The sequence below is a fragment of the Streptomyces sp. NPDC007346 genome, assembly GCF_040703535.1.
Classification (GTDB): domain Bacteria; phylum Actinomycetota; class Actinomycetes; order Streptomycetales; family Streptomycetaceae; genus Streptomyces.
On sequence record NZ_JBEYKR010000016.1, the window covers coordinates 54,755 to 71,442 of the forward strand.

Here is a 16,688-nt window from a genome sequence, read left to right on the forward strand (position 1 = left end):
GACCATAGACCCGCCCACATCACCCTCTTACCGACACCCACGCCGGGAAAGGCCCCGGGAACGGCAGCGGGCCCGGCCGCCGAAGCAACCGGGCCCACCCCACCACGTATCCCTCAGGTCGTCGTCCGACGCCTGCGCGCACCCGGGCGCCGCTCGCTGGGCCGGGTCACCGGGTCGCCGGCCTCCTTCGCCGCGTCCCGACGCTGCGCTCCGAAGGCGGAGAGCGCCTCGGCGAGCCGGTGCACGGACGGCTCCGGGGACAGGACGTCCACGCGCAGCCCGTGCTCCTCGGCGGTCTTCGCCGTGGCCGGGCCGATACACGCGATGACGGTCACGTTGTGCGGCTTGCCCGCGATGCCGACCAGGTTGCGGACGGTCGAGGACGAGGTGAACAGGACCGCGTCGAAGCCGCCGCCCTTGATCGCCTCGCGGGTGTCGGCCGGCGGCGGCGAGGCGCGGACCGTGCGGTACGCGGTGACGTCGTCGACCTCCCAGCCCAGCTCGATGAGCCCGGCCACCAGGGTCTCGGTGGCGATGTCGGCGCGCGGCAGGAACACCCGGTCGATCGGGTCGAAGACCGGGTCGTAGGGCGGCCAGTCGTCCAGGAGCCCGGCGGCGGACTGCTCACCGGAGGGAACCAGGTCCGGCTTGACCCCGAAGTCGACCAGGGCCGCCGCCGTCTGCTCACCGACGGCCGCGACCTTGATCCCGGCGAAGGCGCGGGCGTCGAGCCCGTACTCCTCGAACTTCTCCCGCACGGCCTTGACCGCGTTGACGCTGGTGAAGGCGATCCACTCGTAGCGCCCGGTGACCAGGCCCTTGACCGCGCGCTCCATCTGCTGGGGCGTACGCGGCGGTTCGACGGCGATCGTCGGGACCTCGTGCGGCACCGCGCCGTAGGAACGCAGCTGGTCGGAGAGCGACGCGGCCTGCTCCTTCGTACGCGGCACGAGCACCTTCCAGCCGAACAGCGGCTTGGACTCGAACCACGCGAGCTGGTCGCGCTGGGCGGCGGAGCTGCGCTCACCGACCACGGCTATGACCGGCCGGTGCCCTTCCGGCGAGGGGAGCACCTTGGCCTGCTTGAAGACCTGGGCGATCGTCCCGAGGGTCGCCGTCCAGGTGCGCTGGCGGGTGGTGGTGCCCCCGATCGTCACGGTGAGCGGGGTGTCGGGCTTGCGGCCCGCGGAGACCAGCTCACCGGCGGCGGCCGCGACCGCGTCCAGCGTGGTCGAGACGACGGCGGTCGCGTCGCTCGCGCCGACCTCGCTCCAGCACCGGTCCGAGGCGGTACGGGCGTCGACGAAGCGCACGTCGGCACCCTGCGCGTCGCGCAGCGGCACCCCGGCGTACGCGGGCACGCCGACGGCGTTCGCGATGCCCGGGACGACCTCGAAGGGGACCCCGGCGGCGGCGCAGGCGAGCATCTCCGCCCCCGCGCTGCCGTCCAGGCCCGGGTCTCCGGCCACAGCACGGACCACCCGCCTGCCGCCCTTGGCCGCCTCCATGCAAAGATTGGCCGCATCCCTGAGAACGGGTACTCCGGCGGTTGTTGACGGAACGTCAACAACCGTCAGCTCAGGCGTGCTTACGCCTGCCCGCGCATGACCGCGAACGACGTCCAGCACGTCCGGTTCGGCGACAAGGACGTCCGCGCTCGCAAGCGCCTCGACGGCGCGCAGCGTCAGCAGTCCCGGGTCGCCGGGGCCGGCGCCGAGGAAGGTGACCTGACCTTGTGGGGACAGGGCCGGATAGTCGGATGCGGCGGGGCCGTTGGGGCTCAAAGTGCTCGCTCCCCCATAAGACCGGCCGCACCCTTGGCGAGCATCTCGGACGCGAGTTCGCGACCGAGGGCCGCCGCGTCGTCGTGCGACGTGGGGACGGGACCGGTGGTGGACAGCTGTACCAGCGAGGAACCGTCGGTGGAACCGACGACTCCGCGCAGGCGCAGTTCGTTGACAACCTGTCCGTCGACCAGGAGGTCGGCCAGCGCACCCACGGGTGCGGAGCAGCCGGCCTCCAGGGCGGCGAGCAGGGCACGTTCGGCGGTCACGGCGGCCCGGGTGTACGGGTCGTCGAGCTCGGCGAGCGCGGCGGCGAGGTCGGCGCTGGACGCAGCGCACTCGATCGCCAGTGCTCCCTGGCCGGGAGCAGGCAGAAGGGTGTCGAACGGGAGGAATTCGGTCACCTCACCGGTCCGGCCGAGACGGCTGAGCCCGGCGGCCGCGAGAACCACCGCGTCGAGCTCCCCGTCCCGCACGAACCCGATCCGCGTGTCGACGTTGCCCCGGATGGGGACGGTCTCGATCCGCAGGCCGTGGGAGCGGGCGTACGCGTTGAGCTGCGCCATGCGGCGCGGCGAACCGGTGCCGACACGGGCGCCGTCGGGCAGCTGCGCCAGGGTCAGCCCGTCGCGGGCCACCAGGGCGTCGCGCGGGTCCTCGCGCTGCGGCACGGCGGCCAGGATCAGCTCGTCGGGCTGGCTGGTCGGGAGGTCCTTGAGCGAGTGGACGGCGAAGTCCACCTCGCCCCGCGCCAGCGCCTCGCGCAGGGCCGCGACGAACACACCGGTGCCGCCGATCTGCGCCAGGTGCTCGCGGGAGACGTCCCCGTACGTGGTGATCTCGACGAGCTCGACGGCGCGCCCGGTCACCTCGCGGACCGCATCGGCCACCAGGCCGGACTGGGCCATGGCCAGCTTGGAACGCCGGGTGCCCAGCCGGAGCGACGCGGCGCTCCGCGCGTCCTGCGATGAGTTGTCGGTCATGACCGCCCTCTATTCGGGTCGTTCAGGTCGGCCCGGGAGACGGCGGCCACCGTCTGCGGGTCGAGGTCGAAGAGTTCGCGCAGCGCGTCCGCGTACCCGGCGCCGCCGGGCTCGCTGGCCAGCTGCTTGACCCGCACGGTGGGCGCGTGCAGGAGTTTGTCGACGACGCGGCGCACGGTCTGGGTGATCTCGGCGCGCTGCTTCTCGTCCAGGTCGGGGAGGCGGCCGTCCAGCCGGGCGATCTCGCCGGCGACCACGTCGGCGGCCATGGTGCGCAGGGCGACCACGGTCGGCGCGACGTGGGCGGCGCGCTGGGCGGCGCCGAAGGCGGCCACCTCGTCGGAGACGATGGTGCGCACCTGGTCCACGTCGGCGGCCATCGGGGCGTCGGCGGAGGCGTCGGCGAGCGACTCGATGTCGACGAGGCGCACCCCGTCGATGCGGTGGGCGGCGCCGTCGATGTCGCGGGGCATGGCGAGGTCGAGCAGGGCCAGCTTCACCGGGCCGGTGCACTGCGCGGGCAGCGTGACGCGGCGCGGCGCGGCCTTAGCCTCCGGGGCGGAGGTCGCGGAACCGTTCTCCACCCAGGCGGCGTGCTGGTCGACGTCGGCGGGTGCCGGGGCGACCGTGACGGTCCCGGCCTCGGCCGGGGCGTCCAGGGTGACGCCGAGGGCGTCGGCCAGGGCGTCGGCGGTGAGGACGAGGCCGGTGGAGCCGGTGCAGGAGACGACGATGTCGGCACGTGTCAGTTCGCCGCCGACCGCGGACATCTCGACGGCGTGCGCGCGGACGGTCGTGTCGTCGCCCTGCTGGAGGATCTCCACCAGCCGGTCGGCGCGGGCGCGGGTCCGGTTGGCGACGACGATCTCGGCGACCCCGGTGCGGGCCAGGGTGGCGGCGGCCAGCGAGGACATCGAGCCGGCGCCGATCACCAGGGCGCGCTTGCCCTGGGCCCAGAGCCCGGGGTCGGCGCCGGCGGCGAGCTGCTGGAGCCCGAAGGTGACGAGCGACTGCCCGGCCCGGTCGATCCCGGTCTCGCTGTGGGCGCGCTTGCCGACCCGCAGGGCCTGCTGGAAGAGGTCGTTCAGCAGCCGTCCGGCGGTGTGCAGCTCCTGGCCGCGCGCGAGCGCGTCCTTGATCTGGCCGAGGATCTGGCCCTCGCCGACGACCATCGAGTCCAGCCCGCAGGCCACCGAGAAGAGGTGGTGGACGGCCCGGTCCTCGTAGTGCACATAGAGATACGGAGTGAGCTCGTCCAGTCCGACGCCGCTGTGCTGGGCGAGCAGGGTGGAGAGCTCGGCGACGCCGGCGTGGAACTTGTCCACGTCCGCGTACAGCTCGATGCGGTTGCAGGTGGCCAGCACGGCGGCCTCGGTCGCGGGTTCCGCGGCGAGGGTGTCCTGGAGCAGCTTGGCCTGGGCGTCGGCAGCGAGAGAGGCCCGTTCCAGTACGGAGACGGGGGCGCTGCGGTGGCTCAGTCCGACGACGAGGAGGCTCATGCGGGCATCACGGCGGGCATGTCCCCGTCGGGTCCCTTCCGGCCGGCGGGCGTGGCACGCATCGGCGGGGCCTGGGGGTCCTCGCCCTCCACGGACGCGTCCTCCCCGGCCTTGCGCTGCTCGTGGAACGCCAGGATCTGGAGCTCGATGGAGAGGTCGACCTTGCGTACGTCGACGCCCTCGGGGACCGAGAGCACGGTCGGCGCGAAGTTCAGGATGGAGGTCACACCGGCGGCCACGAGCCGGTCGCAGACCTGCTGGGCGGCGCCGGGCGGGGTGGTGATCACGCCGATGGACACACCGTTGTCGCTGATGATCCGGTCCAGGTCGTCCGTGTGCTGGACGGCGATCCCGGCCACCGGCGTACCGGCCATGGCGGGGTCGGCGTCGATCAGCGCGGCGACCCGGAAGCCACGGGAGGCGAAGCCGCCGTAGTTGGCGAGGGCCGCGCCGAGGTTACCGATGCCGACGATGGCGACCGGCCAGTCCTGGGTGAGCCCGAGCTCGCGCGAGATCTGGTAGACGAGATACTCGACGTCGTACCCGACACCGCGGGTGCCGTAGGACCCCAGGTAGCTGAAGTCCTTGCGCAGCTTCGCGGAGTTGACCCCGGCCGCGGTGGCCAGTTCCTCGGAGGAGACCGTGGGAACCGATCGCTCGGAGAGCGCGGTCAGTGCGCGCAGATACAGCGGAAGTCGGGCGACGGTGGCCTCGGGAATTCCTCGGCTACGGGTCGCCGGTCGGTGAGTTCGGCCAGTTGCCACGGTGCTCCTGCGGGATGAGCGGGGCTGCAGGCGGCCGTATGTCCCTAGACCGCCCCGTCGAATGCAGGCTATGTCTTTGTGAACGCGTGCACAAAGATGGTGTCCGATTTGTCCGGTCAACGTGACCGGGGTCACGCATATTGACCGCGCGATCACGGAACCGGCGACCGCATCAGCCCGTTGCAGCCTCGAAGGGAGCAAAGCGGTACACACTCCTCATGTCTACGCCCCCGAGACCACTCAAAACGCCCACGATGCTAACCGAGTTTCACGTCCGCACCCAGCGCCTTGCGCAGCCTCGCGGGGTCCACGCGCCAGAACGTGTGCTGTTCGCCATCGATCAGCACCACCGGGATCTGCTCCCAGTACAGCCTGTGCAGCTCCTCGTCCTCCGTGATGTCCTTCTCCACCCACGACGCGCCGGTCTCCTCGCAGACCGCGCTCACCACCGCCCGCGCGTCCTCGCACAGATGGCATCCGGGCTTCCCCACGAGGGTGACCACCCGGTCGGCGGGCTTCTTCTTCGTACGACGCAGCAGAGGACTCATGCCTCTCATTCTGCGCCCCCCATGCCTGGTCTCCGAGCCCGTCACGCCTAGTTCCTGAGCCCACGAGGCTCAGATTCCGAGCCCACCCACCACACCGGCGGACCGTCCGGAATCGCCCGATTAACGATCCGGCCGCACAGAGTTCACGCCATCGCATCCCGGCAGGTCGGGCAGGTACGGACGGACTGGCTATGCTCACCGCATGGCCGCTCTCGGATGGCTCACACCCCGTAGGCGTTCCGCGACTGCGCGGAGCGTCCTGGCAGGCGAGGCCGCGGCCGAGGCCGCACGCAGGACCTCGGCCGAGGACGAATCCGCCCTCCTGACCGCAGCCCCCGACGAGGCGCCCGAGGAACCCGCCTTCCCCGTCGCCGGGGACGAGCGCGCCGCCGCCTTCTTCGACCTCGACAACACCGTCATGCAGGGCGCCGCGATCTTCCACTTCGGCCGGGGCCTGTACAAGCGGAAGTTCTTCGAGCGCCGCGAACTCACCCGGTTCGCCTGGCAGCAGGCGTGGTTCCGGCTGGCCGGCGTCGAGGATCCGGAACACATGCAGGACGCCCGCGACAGCGCCCTGTCCATCGTCAAGGGCCACCGCGTCTCCGAGCTGATGTCCATCGGCGAGGAGATCTACGACGAGTACATGGCCGACCGCATCTGGCCCGGCACCCGCGCCCTGGCCCAGGCCCACCTCGACGCGGGCCAGCGCGTCTGGCTGGTCACCGCGGCCCCGGTGGAGACGGCCACCATCATCGCCCGCCGCCTCGGCCTGACCGGCGCGCTCGGCACCGTCGCCGAATCGGTCGACGGCGTCTACACGGGCCGCCTGGTGGGCGAGCCCCTGCACGGCCCCGCCAAGGCCGAAGCCGTACGCGCCCTGGCGGCGGCCGAGGACCTGGACCTGGAGCGGTGCGCCGCCTACAGCGACTCGCACAACGACATCCCGATGCTCTCGCTGGTCGGCCACCCCTACGCGATCAACCCGGACACCAAGCTCCGCAAGCACGCCCGCGCCCTGGACTGGCGGCTGCGCGACTACCGCACCGGCCGCAAGGCGGCCAAGGTCGGCATCCCCGCCGCGGCCGGGGTCGGCGCACTGGCGGGCGGCACCGCCGCGGCCCTCGCCCTGCACCGCCGCCGCCGCTGACCGCGACCCCCGCGGCGAGCTGCACCCGTCAACCGCGTCAACCGGGCGCCAGGGCGGGAGAGCGACAGATCACGAAGCAATCCGATCAATAAGTGGTCACGATGTGCTGCTCGATGCGTCACTTAGCGATACAAGAAACGACGTAATCGGTGATTTAGACAACTGGGTGTAGCGCCGCCTGCACGAAGCGTTATTCTCCTCAGACGCATCACGGAGACCGCTACTCGCTACGACGAGTGACGTTTTTCGAACTGCTCGTGATGGAAGCTCTGCCTCTGGGAGTCCCGTGTACCCACACGTCGGGGTTGACGCCTCGGGCCTGGCTACGCTGCGTGCATCGGTCATTGACCGCCTGCGCGGCTTCGTCCCCACCGCGTACGCCGTCCCCGCCTTTGCCACCCCTGTACCTGCCGGCCCGTGCTACGCCATGGCCGAACGCAGTGCGGCGGTCGGAAGACGCACCACCCGCGCCGCCTCGGCCACGTCGACCGTCCGCCGTCCCACGGCCGACAGCGACAGCGCGCGCATGATGGATCTCGTCGAGCGCGCGCAGGCCGGCGAGGCCGACGCCTTCGGCCGCCTGTACGACCAGTACAGCGACACCGTGTACCGGTACATCTACTACCGCGTGGGCGGCAAGGCGACCGCGGAGGACCTCACCAGTGAGACCTTCCTCCGCGCGCTGCGCCGTATCTCCACGTTCACCTGGCAGGGCCGCGACTTCGGCGCCTGGCTGGTCACCATCGCTCGCAACCTGGTCGCCGACCACTTCAAATCCAGTCGCTTCCGACTGGAAGTGACCACCGGCGAGATGCTCGACGCCAACGAGGTGGCGCGCTCCCCCGAGGACTCCGTCCTGGAGTCCCTCTCCAACGCCGCACTGCTCCAGGCGGTGCGCCGACTCAATCCACAGCAGCAGGAGTGCGTCACCCTGCGCTTCCTGCAAGGCCTCTCGGTCGCCGAGACGGCCCGGGTGATGGGAAAGAACGAGGGAGCGATCAAGACCTTGCAGTACCGCGCCGTACGGACGCTCGCCCGGCTGCTGCCGGACGACGCCCGCTGACCGGGGGCGGCACCTTCACCACCCGTCCGTGACCGCCCCGTCACGCACTGGTCCGATCATCTTTCGTGCGTAACCCAAGTGCCGAGCCCCTCGTTGTGCCGGTTGCAGGCCCCCTGTCGTCACTGCATGTCCGTAGCCACTCACTCCATCGAGTGGAAACGCTCAAGGTGTGCAACCTTCCGGACCGCCAGGGGAGTCGACCGTCATGACGAGAGGAGGTGCCGCCAGTGATCGCAAACGTTTCGGCACACCGGCGGGCGAACGCCTTCGCCCAGGCCCTGGAGGAGCAGACCCCCCAGGGTGCGGCGGCCGTACAGCCCGAGGAGCCGGCCGACCAGGCCGACCGCGGACCGCTGTTGGCCCTGGCGAACGGCCTCGGTGAACTACCGAAGCCGCAGTTGGACCCCGAGGTCAAAGTGGTGCAGCGAGCCCAGCTCGTCGCGGCCATGGAGGCCATGTTCGCCGAGGGCGGCGCATCGACGGGCCCTACGGTGCCCGTGCAACGGGGCAAGGGGGCCCACCGGGCCTCACGACTGCGCAGACTGCGTCCCCGCTCCCGCTGGGCGAAGGGGCTCACCGCCGGTGGGCTCACCGTGGGTGTGGCGGCCGGCGCGTTCGGCGGAGTGGCCGCTGCCAGCTCCGACGCACTGCCCGGTGACTCGCTGTACGGGCTGAAGCGCGGGATGGAGGACATCAGCCTCGGCATGGCCAAGGGCGACGCCGACCGCGGCGAGGTCTACCTCGACCAGGCCTCCACCCGGCTCAGCGAGGCCCGCAGACTCATGGAGCGCGGCCGCGCCGGCGAGCTGGACCACGAGTCCCTCGGCGCCGTGCGGCGCGCGCTCAACGGCATGTCCCACGACGCAGCCGAGGGCCACCGCCTGCTCCACTCCGCGTACCAGCGCGACGGCTCCATCGGCCCCATCCAGACACTGGACTCCTTCTCCCGGTCGCACCGCTCCACCTGGAGCAGCCTCCGCGACCGGCTGCCCGTCCAGCTCACCGACATCCGCGACGAGGTCAGCTCCGTCTTCGAGGCCATAGAGGACGACGTCGCCCCGCTCCAGTCCCTCCTCCCCCGCCCCCCGGGCAGCAGCGAGCGGACCGGCCGCACCGACTCCGGCACGCCGGACACCGGATCCCCCCGGACCGACGCCCCCACCCCCGCGCCCCCGGACCCGTCCGAGGGCCACACCGACTCCGGCACCACGCCGAAGCCCGCAGATCCGCCGGTCGCCCCCGGCCCCGCCGGCCCCTCCGGCCCGACCCCGGACGGCGGCCTCCTGGGCGGCGGTACGGACGGACTGCTCGACGACCTCCCCACCGACGGCCTCACCCAGCCGTCCCCGGAGGACCGGCCCAGCACCCCGCCCCGCCCCGCCCCCGACGTCACCCTGCCCCCGCTGCTCCCCGGGCTCCTCCCCGGCCTGGGGATCGACGGGGAGAACCTCAAGCCGAAGCCGTAGTCCCCGTACGGGGGCTCAAGCCGAAGCCGTAGTCCGTACGGGAGAGGGGGCCGGTACACGCACCGCGTGCCGGCCCCCTCTCCGTACCGTCCTCCCGGACGCGCCTCGCGGGAGGGCCCTCAGAACTCGCGGGAGGGCCCTCAGAAGAAGACCGACCGCCGCTGCACGAGCAGCTTGTACAGCGTGTGCTGGATCTGCTCCCGCACCTGGTCCGTCAGGTTGAACATCAGCATCGGGTCCTCCGCCGCCTCCGGCGGATAGCCGTCCGTCGGGATCGGCTCACCGAACTGGATCGTCCACTTCGTCGGCAGCGGCACCGCGCCCAGCGGCCCGAGCCACGGGAACGTCGGCGTGATCGGGAAGTACGGGAAGCCCAGCAGCCGCGCCAGCGTCTTCGCGTTGCCGATCATCGGGTAGATCTCCTCGGCCCCCACGATCGAGCACGGCACGATCGGCACCCCCGCCCGCAGCGCCGTCGAGACGAACCCGCCCCGCCCGAAGCGCTGGAGCTTGTACCGGTCGCCGAACGGCTTGCCGATCCCCTTGAAGCCCTCCGGCATCACCCCGACGATCTCGCCCAGCTCCAGCAGCCGCTGCGCGTCCTCCGCACAGGCCAGCGTGTGCCCGGCCTTGCGCGCCAGCTCGTTGACGACCGGGAGATGGAAGACCAGATCGGCGGCGAGCAGCCGCAGATGGCGCTCGGCCGGGTGGTTGTCGTGCACCGCGACCTGGAGCATCAGCCCGTCCAGCGGCAGCGTCCCGGAGTGGTTGGCCACGATGAGCGCCCCGCCGTCCGAGGGGATGTTCTCGACACCCTTCACCTCGACCCGGAAGTACCTCTCCGCCAGCGGGCGCAGCGCCGACATCAGGACCTGGTCGGTGAGCTCCTTGTCGTAGCCGAACTCGTCGACCTCGTAGTCGCCGGTGACCCGCCGCCGCAGGAACGCGAGCCCGCCCGCGATCCGCCGGTCCCAGCCACCACCCGCCTCACCGGCCCCCTGCGCCCCGTCCACCGGGGCCTCCTGAGGCTGCTGCGGGCCCTGCGGATCCGCCGCACCCTCCGGGGAGGGCTCGGGGAGCCGGCCGCCCGGCAGGGCGCTCACAGGGGCCGTGGAGCCGTCGCCCCGCCCACCGCCGCCGCCCCCGGGCCGGCGCCGGGCCGGGCGTGAGCCGCCACCGGACCGCGAACGGTCGTCGTCGAACGGAATGACCTTGGCGTCCGCCATCGTGGCCGCGCTCCTCTACCTGGCGCCGTGAGTCGTCTGTACGGCACCGGCCCCGCGCTCCCGCGGCCCGGCACCCCCCGGCAGCGGCAGCTCCGCCAGCCGGTCCACCGCCCTGCCCACCGTCTCCGGCGGCAGCAGCCCAGGGCCCCGGCTCCGCGCGAACTCCGCGAAGGTCTCAGCCGTGGTGAACCGCGGCCGGAAGCCCAGGGTCTCGCGCATCTGCACGGTCGAGACCACCCGGCCGTGGGTCAGCAGCCGGATCTGTTCCGGCGAGAAGTCGGTCATCCCGATCGTACGGAGCGCCGAGCCGACCCAGGTGACGGCGGGCAGCAGCACCGGCACGGTGGGCTTCCCCAGCCGCCGCGAACACTGCGAGAGCAACAGCACACCGTCCCCGGCGATGTTGAAGGTGCCGCTGTTCAGCGTCCCGCGCCGGGGCTCGCGCGCCGCGATCCCGAGTACGTCGACGACGTCGTCCTCGTGCACGAACTGGAGCCGGGGGTCGTAGCCGAAGACCGTCGGCAGGACGGGCAGCGACAGGTAGTCCGCCAGCGGCGAGTCCGGCCGCGGCCCCAGGATGTTGGCGAACCGCAGCACGCAGACCGCGACGTCCGGCCGGCGGCGGGCGAAGCCCCGTACGTACCCCTCGACCTCCACCGCGTCCTTCGCGAACCCGCCGCTCGGCAGCGACTTGGGCGGGGTGGTCTCGGTGAAGACCGCCGGATCGCGGGGCGCCGACCCGTACACGCTCGTGCTGGACTTCACCACGAGCCGCTGAACCGTCGGGGACTTCTGGCAGGCACCGAGCAGCTGCATGGTGCCGATGACGTTGGTCTCCTTGATCGCCGTCCGGCCGCCGGCGCCGAGCGCCTTGCCGGAGACGTCCAGGTGCACGACCGTGTCGACGGCGTACTCGGCCAGGATCCGCGCCAGGGCGGACTGCCGGATGTCCGCCCGGACGAACTCCGCGTCCCCCAGCGGATGCGCGGGCGCGACCGCGTCCACGGCGATCACCCGGTCCACCCCCGGCTCCCGCTGGACGCGCCGGACGAAGCGGCCCCCCAGCTGCCGGGCCACTCCTGTGACGAGGACGACCTTCCCCAAGACCAGCGCCTTCCGTCGGACCGGGAAGCGGTACCTGCTTCCCGCGGTAACTTCCCTGGCCGTCACCGTAGCGGGTGGACGGTTCCCTGTGACGCCCCCATGACGCGCCTTGACCCACGCTTGGCCCGAAGAGCGCCGCGCGTAACCCCGGAAAGACACCCCGGAAACGCACCGCAGCCCTCCCGCCGGTACGGCGGGAGGGCTGCGGATCTCACGAACTGCGTTCGCCTACTTCTTGTTGCGACGCTGAACGCGCGTGCGCTTGAGCAGCTTGCGGTGCTTCTTCTTGGCCATCCGCTTACGCCGCTTCTTGATAACAGAGCCCACGACTACCCTCGCTCACTTCATCTTCACTGGTGCGGGGCGTCTGGGCCCACACGACCTACGTCGGCCTAGCCTACCCGCCACCGCGTGAGGGACGTAATCCGAGGGCGACCCCGGGCGCCGGAGGACGGCCTCAGGCTGATTCCACCCCCACAAAGGACTCGCGGAGATACGCGTGAACCGCTTGCTCCGGCACCCGGAAGGACCTGCCCACCCGGATCGCCGGCAGATGACCGCTGTGCACCAAGCGGTACACGGTCATCTTCGACACTCGCATGACCGAGGCGACTTCCGCCACGGTCAGAAACCTGACCTCGTTGAGAGGCCTTTCGTTGTCAGCAGCCATGACCCACCTGTACCTTCCGCACCGGACGCGCACCGGCTTCCCCTCCGGTGACTCTTCGTCGCTGTGCGCTCACTCCCCAGGTTAGGGGCGGGTGGTACGAGTGGGGAAGAGGAGGGACGATCGGGCGGCTACGAGGACAGACCTGCCCGGTGGAGCACATAGCGCGTCAGCGGCCGGTAGTAGTGCGACCGGACCCCGTCGTCCAGCGGCACGACGACCGAAACCCGCCCCTCCGCCTCACCGACAAAGAGCGCGGGATCGTCCGTATCCGCCGGACCGATCGCCTCGATACCGAGCTGACCTGCGCCGCAGACCCACCCGTGGTCCCCGATCACCAGCTCCGGAAGCACCCCGTACCGCTCCGCCGCGCCCTGGAGCGCCACCCTGACCGGTAACGGGGAATGCGTGTGTGCGCCGGTCTCACCACCCGGGGGGCGCCCCCCGGGCTCGCGAACCAACGCGACCCCCCGTACGTAGTCGAGGTGGCACGTGCGTACGCCGAACCGGGTCGTTATGTCGATACATCTCCCCTGCGCGGGGGTGAGGACAGGACATCCCGCCGCCGACAAGGCGTCTGCCAGCCCGGCGTAGAACCCCAGCAGCCGGTGCGGATGCCCGGTCCCCAGCAGCACCGGGGCCCGCAGGGACGCCACCCGCCCCAGCCGCCGCGCGAACGCGTCCAGCGCGGCCACCGTCCGCTCGGGGTCGATCGCGTCGGGACCCGAGACATGCGCGGGATCGGCCGAGACCCCGCATCTCTCCGCCATCAGCCGCAGCACCTCCGGCTCACCCCAGGCCTGCTCGGGGGCGAGCCCGAGCATCACCCGCGGATCGCGCGCGGCGAACAGCCGGTAGCTGCGCAGACTGTTCTCGCGCGACGTGGCCACGGGCCCGGCCAGCCGGGCCGCCAGCAGATGGGCGCGCAGCGCCCCGGTGCTCAACACCCTCGGGATGCTGCCGCATCGGCCCGCCCCGGCGGACGGATTCCCGATTTCGCCCCACCGTTGGCGTAATCGCACGGGACAATGCCCCACCCGCGTACGCCGGCTCAGGCCAGCAGCCCCCGCAGCGGGAACGCCGCCTTACGGGTCGCGATGACGGCCTGGTCCAGCCGGTCCGCCGGGTCGTACCCGTCCTCCCAGGACTTCCAGGAGGGCGTACGCCCGTCGGTCATCCGGCCGGGTCCCAACTGCCGCGTACGGGCGTAGACGAGGTCCCGCCAGGAGGCCGGCACCACCGACTCCGGGTCGACGGGCGCGTGCGCCGCGATGCCCACGAGATGCGTCCACGACCGGGGTACGACGTCCACCACCGCGTACCCGCCCCCGCCGAGCGCCACCCACCGCCCGCCCTCGGCGTACCGGTGGGCCAGCTCGTGGCAGGACTCCATGACCGCCCGCTGCGCGTCCAGGGAGACCGCGAGGTGGGCGAGCGGGTCCTCGAAGTGCGTGTCGGCCCCGTGCTGCGTGACGAGCACCTGGGGCCGGAAGTCGGCCAGCAGCTCGGGCACGACGGCGTGGAAGGCCCGCAGCCACCCGGCGTCCCCGGTCCCGGCGGGCAGCGCCAGGTTCACCGCGGAGCCCTCGCCCGCCCCGGACCCGGTCTCCTCCGGCCACCCGGTCTGCGGGAAGAGGGTGCGGGGGTGCTCGTGCAGGGAGACCGTCAGCACCCGCGGGTCCTCCCAGAACGCGGCCTGCACCCCGTCCCCGTGGTGGACGTCCACATCGACGTACGCGACCCGCTCGGCGCCCAGCTCCAGCAGCCGGGCGATGGCGAGGGCCGGGTCGTTGTAGACGCAGAACCCGGCGGCCGCCCCCGGCATGGCGTGGTGCAGCCCCCCGGTGAAGTTCACCGCGTGCGCGCTCTCCCCGCGCCACACGGCCTCGGCGGCCCCGACCGACAGCCCGGCGATCAGCGCGGACGCCTCGTGCATCCCGGCGAACGCCGGATCGTCCACGGTCCCCAGCCCGTACTCCTGGTCGGCGGCCCGCGGATCGGCGGAGGCGGCCCGCACCGCCGACACGTAGTCCTCCCGGTGCACGAGCCGCAGGGTGGAGTCCCCCACGGGCTTCGCCCCCCGCAGGTCCACCGCCTCATCGAGCCCGAACGCCCGCACCAGCCCCATCGTCAGGGCCAGCCGGACCGGGTCCATGGGGTGGCTCTCCCCGAAGTCGTATCCCGTAACTGCGTCATCCCACATCAGCTGTGTGCGGCCGCTCATGCCCGCCACCGTATCGGGCGGGCTCCGGCGCGAACGCGCGGGCATACACCAGGGTCACCAGCACCAGAACCATCGGTACGAGCATGGCGCCCCGGTAGCTCCACGCATCGCCCAGCACGCCCACGAGCGGCGAACCCACCAGGAACCCGACATAGTTGAAGATGTTCAGCCGGGCCACGGCGGCGTCGCTGTTCCCCGGGAACATCCGCCCGGCCGCCGCGAAGGTCTGCGGCACGATCACGCAGAGGCCGAGCCCCAGCAGGGTGAACCCGAGCATCCCCACCCAGGCCCCCGGCGCCCCCGCCACCACCGCGAACCCGCCGGCCGCCAGCAGACTCCCGCTCCGCACGACGGCGACCGCCCCGAACCGCCGCACCCCCAGGTCCCCCACGGCCCGGCCCAGCAGCGTGGTCACCATGTAGACGTTGTACGGAAGGGTCGACATCTGCTCCGAGCCGCCGAGCACGTCCTGGAGGTACTTGGCACTCCAGTTGGAGACGGTCGAGTCACCGATGTAGGTGAAGCACATCACCAGGCAGAGCGGCAGCAGCAGCGTGAACGGGACGGCCCCCTTCGCCGCCTTCGGGACGCCGGCGCCACCGCCCGCCTCGGCCGTCCCCGGGCTCCGCCCCTCCGTGTACCACCGGCTGCCCACGAGCGCGGCGGGCAGCAGGACCGCCACCACGGGCAGGTAGGCCACGAACAACGACAGATCCCAGCGCGCCCCCACCCATGCCAGGGACGCCCCGGCGATCCCCCCGAGGCTGTACGCGGCGTGGAAGCCGAGCATGATGCTGCGCCCGTACGCCCGCTGAAGGCTGACGCCCAGCATGTTCATGGAGGCGTCCAGCGCCCCGACCGCCAGCCCGAAGACCCCGAGCGCCACGGCGATGTGCCAGAGCTCCCGCCCTCCGCCCACCCCGAGCAGCGCCAGCAGCACGAGGGGCTGCGCCCACCTCAGGACGGCACCGGGCCCCACCCGGGCGACCAGCTTCTCGGTGAGTACGCTGCCGACGCCCGCCAGGATCGGGACCGCGGCCAGGAAGGCGGGCAGCAGCCCGTCGGATATCCCGTACCGGTCCTGAAGGGCGGGGATACGCGTCACCAGGAGGGCGAAGGCGACCCCTTGGACGCAGAAGCTCAAGCCCAGTGAAGCCCTGCCGCGCCGCAAGCCCGCGTCTGTCATGGCCGCGAGCGTAAGCCCACGGTCTACCCATGGGTAGACCGGTCAGGCGAGCAGTTCCGGGAGTTGGGCCATGTCCGAGAAGTACCCGGTCACTCCGGTCAGCCGCTCCGCGGGCATCATCGACGTGAACCCGTACACGTCCATCCCGGCCGCACGGGCCGCCTCGACGCCGAGCGGGCTGTCCTCGATGACGACGCACCGCTCCGGCGCGACCCCCATCCGCTCGGCGGCGTGCAGGAACAGGTCGGGCGCCGGCTTGCCCCGCCCGACGTCCTCGGAGCTGAAGATCCACTCCTCCTCGAACCACTGGTCGATTCCGGTCTTGCGGTGCCCGACCCGGATCTTCTCGTGGCTGCCGGAGGAGGCGACGCAGTAGGCGACCCCGTCGGCGACGAGCTTGCCGAGCACGTCCTCGACCCCGTCCACCACCACCAGCTCCTCCTGGAAGGCGGCAAAGGTCCGCGCGTAGAGGACGCTCTCGAAGTCCGCGGGAAGCTTCTCGCCCGCCCGCTCCTCGACGAGGTCGTGCACCCGGTGCATGGCGGCCCCCATGTAGTCGCGGAGCGATTCCTCGTACGAGGTGGGGTGGCCGAGTTCGGTGAGGTAGCCGGCGAGGATGGTGTTGGCGATCGGCTCACTGTCGACGAGCACACCATCGTTGTCGAAGATGACCAGTTCGTAGCGCATGGTCCGACCCTAGACGTTCAGAACGCAGAAAAGCCCCGTGCCACAAGGCACGGGGCTTTCCCGGAAAAATTGTTCGGCGGCGTCCTACTCTCCCACAGGGTCCCCCCTGCAGTACCATCGGCGCTGAAAGGCTTAGCTTCCGGGTTCGGAATGTAACCGGGCGTTTCCCTAACGCAATGACCACCGAAACACTATGAAATTAACCAACACCGGATGAAAACACGGCCGTTCGTTATTTCAGAACTAACACAGTGGACGCGAGCAACTGAGGACAAGCCCTCGGCCTATTAGTACCAGTCAGCTCCACCCGTTACCAGGCTTCCACATCTGGCCTATCAAC

At 71.6% G+C, this 16,688-nt stretch carries 16 protein-coding genes and 1 rRNA gene; 3 read left to right on the forward strand and 14 right to left on the reverse strand.

The window, feature by feature from the left end:
* Positions 1 to 113: 113 nt before the first annotated feature.
* The 5 genes from AB0917_RS07765 to AB0917_RS07785 form a co-directional block, all read right to left on the reverse strand.
* The gene (locus AB0917_RS07765; RefSeq protein WP_366818599.1) at positions 114 to 1,784 is read right to left on the reverse strand and encodes a bifunctional uroporphyrinogen-III C-methyltransferase/uroporphyrinogen-III synthase; all 1,671 of its coding nucleotides are present in this window, start codon (positions 1,782 to 1,784) and stop codon (positions 114 to 116) included.
* Positions 1,781 to 2,767, reverse strand: coding sequence for a hydroxymethylbilane synthase (gene hemC / locus AB0917_RS07770; RefSeq protein ID WP_366818600.1), 987 nt, complete (start codon positions 2,765 to 2,767; stop codon positions 1,781 to 1,783). Before hemC ends, AB0917_RS07765 begins: the two co-directional genes overlap by 4 nt.
* Positions 2,764 to 4,266 (reverse strand): glutamyl-tRNA reductase, encoded by a 1,503-nt coding sequence (locus AB0917_RS07775; RefSeq protein WP_366818601.1) that lies wholly within the window; start codon positions 4,264 to 4,266, stop codon positions 2,764 to 2,766. The genes hemC and AB0917_RS07775 overlap by 4 nt, the downstream gene beginning before the upstream one ends.
* The gene (locus AB0917_RS07780) at positions 4,263 to 5,030 is read right to left on the reverse strand and encodes a redox-sensing transcriptional repressor Rex (RefSeq protein ID WP_366818602.1); all 768 of its coding nucleotides are present in this window, start codon (positions 5,028 to 5,030) and stop codon (positions 4,263 to 4,265) included. The genes AB0917_RS07775 and AB0917_RS07780 overlap by 4 nt, the downstream gene beginning before the upstream one ends.
* A gap of 257 nt (positions 5,031 to 5,287) precedes the next feature.
* Positions 5,288 to 5,578 (reverse strand): glutaredoxin family protein, encoded by a 291-nt coding sequence (locus AB0917_RS07785; RefSeq protein WP_366818603.1) that lies wholly within the window; start codon positions 5,576 to 5,578, stop codon positions 5,288 to 5,290.
* A gap of 202 nt (positions 5,579 to 5,780) precedes the next feature.
* Between AB0917_RS07785 and AB0917_RS07790 the strand changes: the two genes are divergently transcribed.
* The 3 genes from AB0917_RS07790 to AB0917_RS07800 all read left to right on the forward strand — a co-directional run bounded on the left by AB0917_RS07790 (position 5,781) and on the right by AB0917_RS07800 (position 9,254).
* Complete coding sequence (locus tag AB0917_RS07790; RefSeq protein WP_366818604.1) at positions 5,781 to 6,725, forward strand: HAD-IB family hydrolase; 945 nt, start codon at positions 5,781 to 5,783, stop codon at positions 6,723 to 6,725.
* 286 nt (positions 6,726 to 7,011) lie between these two features.
* On the forward strand, positions 7,012 to 7,788 hold the full coding sequence (locus tag AB0917_RS07795) for an ECF subfamily RNA polymerase sigma factor, BldN family (RefSeq protein ID WP_366818605.1): 777 nt from the start codon (positions 7,012 to 7,014) through the stop codon (positions 7,786 to 7,788).
* A gap of 227 nt (positions 7,789 to 8,015) precedes the next feature.
* On the forward strand, positions 8,016 to 9,254 hold the full coding sequence (locus AB0917_RS07800; protein WP_366818606.1) for a DUF5667 domain-containing protein: 1,239 nt from the start codon (positions 8,016 to 8,018) through the stop codon (positions 9,252 to 9,254).
* 140 nt (positions 9,255 to 9,394) lie between these two features.
* Here AB0917_RS07800 and AB0917_RS07805 read toward each other — a convergent pair whose 3' ends face one another.
* From AB0917_RS07805 to rrf, 9 genes are all read right to left on the reverse strand, one after another.
* Positions 9,395 to 10,480, reverse strand: a complete 1,086-nt coding sequence (locus AB0917_RS07805; protein WP_366818607.1) for a lysophospholipid acyltransferase family protein — start codon at positions 10,478 to 10,480, stop codon at positions 9,395 to 9,397.
* 15 nt (positions 10,481 to 10,495) lie between these two features.
* Entirely contained in the window at positions 10,496 to 11,584 is a 1,089-nt protein-coding gene (locus tag AB0917_RS07810; protein WP_366818608.1) for an NAD-dependent epimerase/dehydratase family protein, read from the reverse strand.
* A gap of 228 nt (positions 11,585 to 11,812) precedes the next feature.
* Positions 11,813 to 11,911, reverse strand: a complete 99-nt coding sequence (locus AB0917_RS07815; RefSeq protein WP_003948845.1) for an AURKAIP1/COX24 domain-containing protein — start codon at positions 11,909 to 11,911, stop codon at positions 11,813 to 11,815.
* A 130-nt stretch (positions 11,912 to 12,041) separates the two neighbouring features.
* Positions 12,042 to 12,254 carry a helix-turn-helix domain-containing protein gene (locus AB0917_RS07820; RefSeq protein ID WP_015609302.1) on the reverse strand — a complete coding sequence of 71 codons (213 nt, stop codon included), beginning with the start codon at positions 12,252 to 12,254 and terminating at the stop codon, positions 12,042 to 12,044.
* A 128-nt stretch (positions 12,255 to 12,382) separates the two neighbouring features.
* Entirely contained in the window at positions 12,383 to 13,198 is an 816-nt protein-coding gene (locus AB0917_RS07825; protein WP_366818609.1) for a phosphatase, read from the reverse strand.
* A gap of 104 nt (positions 13,199 to 13,302) precedes the next feature.
* Positions 13,303 to 14,475, reverse strand: coding sequence for an acetoin utilization protein AcuC (locus tag AB0917_RS07830; RefSeq protein WP_366818610.1), 1,173 nt, complete (start codon positions 14,473 to 14,475; stop codon positions 13,303 to 13,305).
* Complete coding sequence (locus AB0917_RS07835; RefSeq protein ID WP_366818611.1) at positions 14,444 to 15,661, reverse strand: MFS transporter; 1,218 nt, start codon at positions 15,659 to 15,661, stop codon at positions 14,444 to 14,446. Before AB0917_RS07835 ends, AB0917_RS07830 begins: the two co-directional genes overlap by 32 nt.
* A gap of 42 nt (positions 15,662 to 15,703) precedes the next feature.
* Positions 15,704 to 16,348 (reverse strand): HAD family hydrolase, encoded by a 645-nt coding sequence (locus tag AB0917_RS07840; RefSeq protein ID WP_366818612.1) that lies wholly within the window; start codon positions 16,346 to 16,348, stop codon positions 15,704 to 15,706.
* Between the two features lie 71 nt (positions 16,349 to 16,419).
* Positions 16,420 to 16,536 (reverse strand): 5S ribosomal RNA (gene rrf, locus AB0917_RS07845).
* Between the last annotated feature and the right edge of the window lie 152 nt (positions 16,537 to 16,688).

Coding starts and splice junctions, on each gene's coding strand:
- AB0917_RS07840 (WP_366818612.1), bottom strand. CDS start 16,348: ATGCGCTACGAACTGGTCATCTTCGACAACGATGGTGTGCTCGTCGAC.
- AB0917_RS07805 (WP_366818607.1), bottom strand. CDS start 10,480: ATGGCGGACGCCAAGGTCATTCCGTTCGACGACGACCGTTCGCGGTCC.
- hemC (WP_366818600.1), bottom strand. CDS start 2,767: ATGACCGACAACTCATCGCAGGACGCGCGGAGCGCCGCGTCGCTCCGG.
- AB0917_RS07830 (WP_366818610.1), bottom strand. CDS start 14,475: ATGAGCGGCCGCACACAGCTGATGTGGGATGACGCAGTTACGGGATAC.
- AB0917_RS07835 (WP_366818611.1), bottom strand. CDS start 15,661: ATGACAGACGCGGGCTTGCGGCGCGGCAGGGCTTCACTGGGCTTGAGC.
- AB0917_RS07820 (WP_015609302.1), bottom strand. CDS start 12,254: ATGGCTGCTGACAACGAAAGGCCTCTCAACGAGGTCAGGTTTCTGACC.
- AB0917_RS07785 (WP_366818603.1), bottom strand. CDS start 5,578: ATGAGTCCTCTGCTGCGTCGTACGAAGAAGAAGCCCGCCGACCGGGTG.
- AB0917_RS07790 (WP_366818604.1), top strand. CDS start 5,781: ATGGCCGCTCTCGGATGGCTCACACCCCGTAGGCGTTCCGCGACTGCG.
- AB0917_RS07775 (WP_366818601.1), bottom strand. CDS start 4,266: ATGAGCCTCCTCGTCGTCGGACTGAGCCACCGCAGCGCCCCCGTCTCC.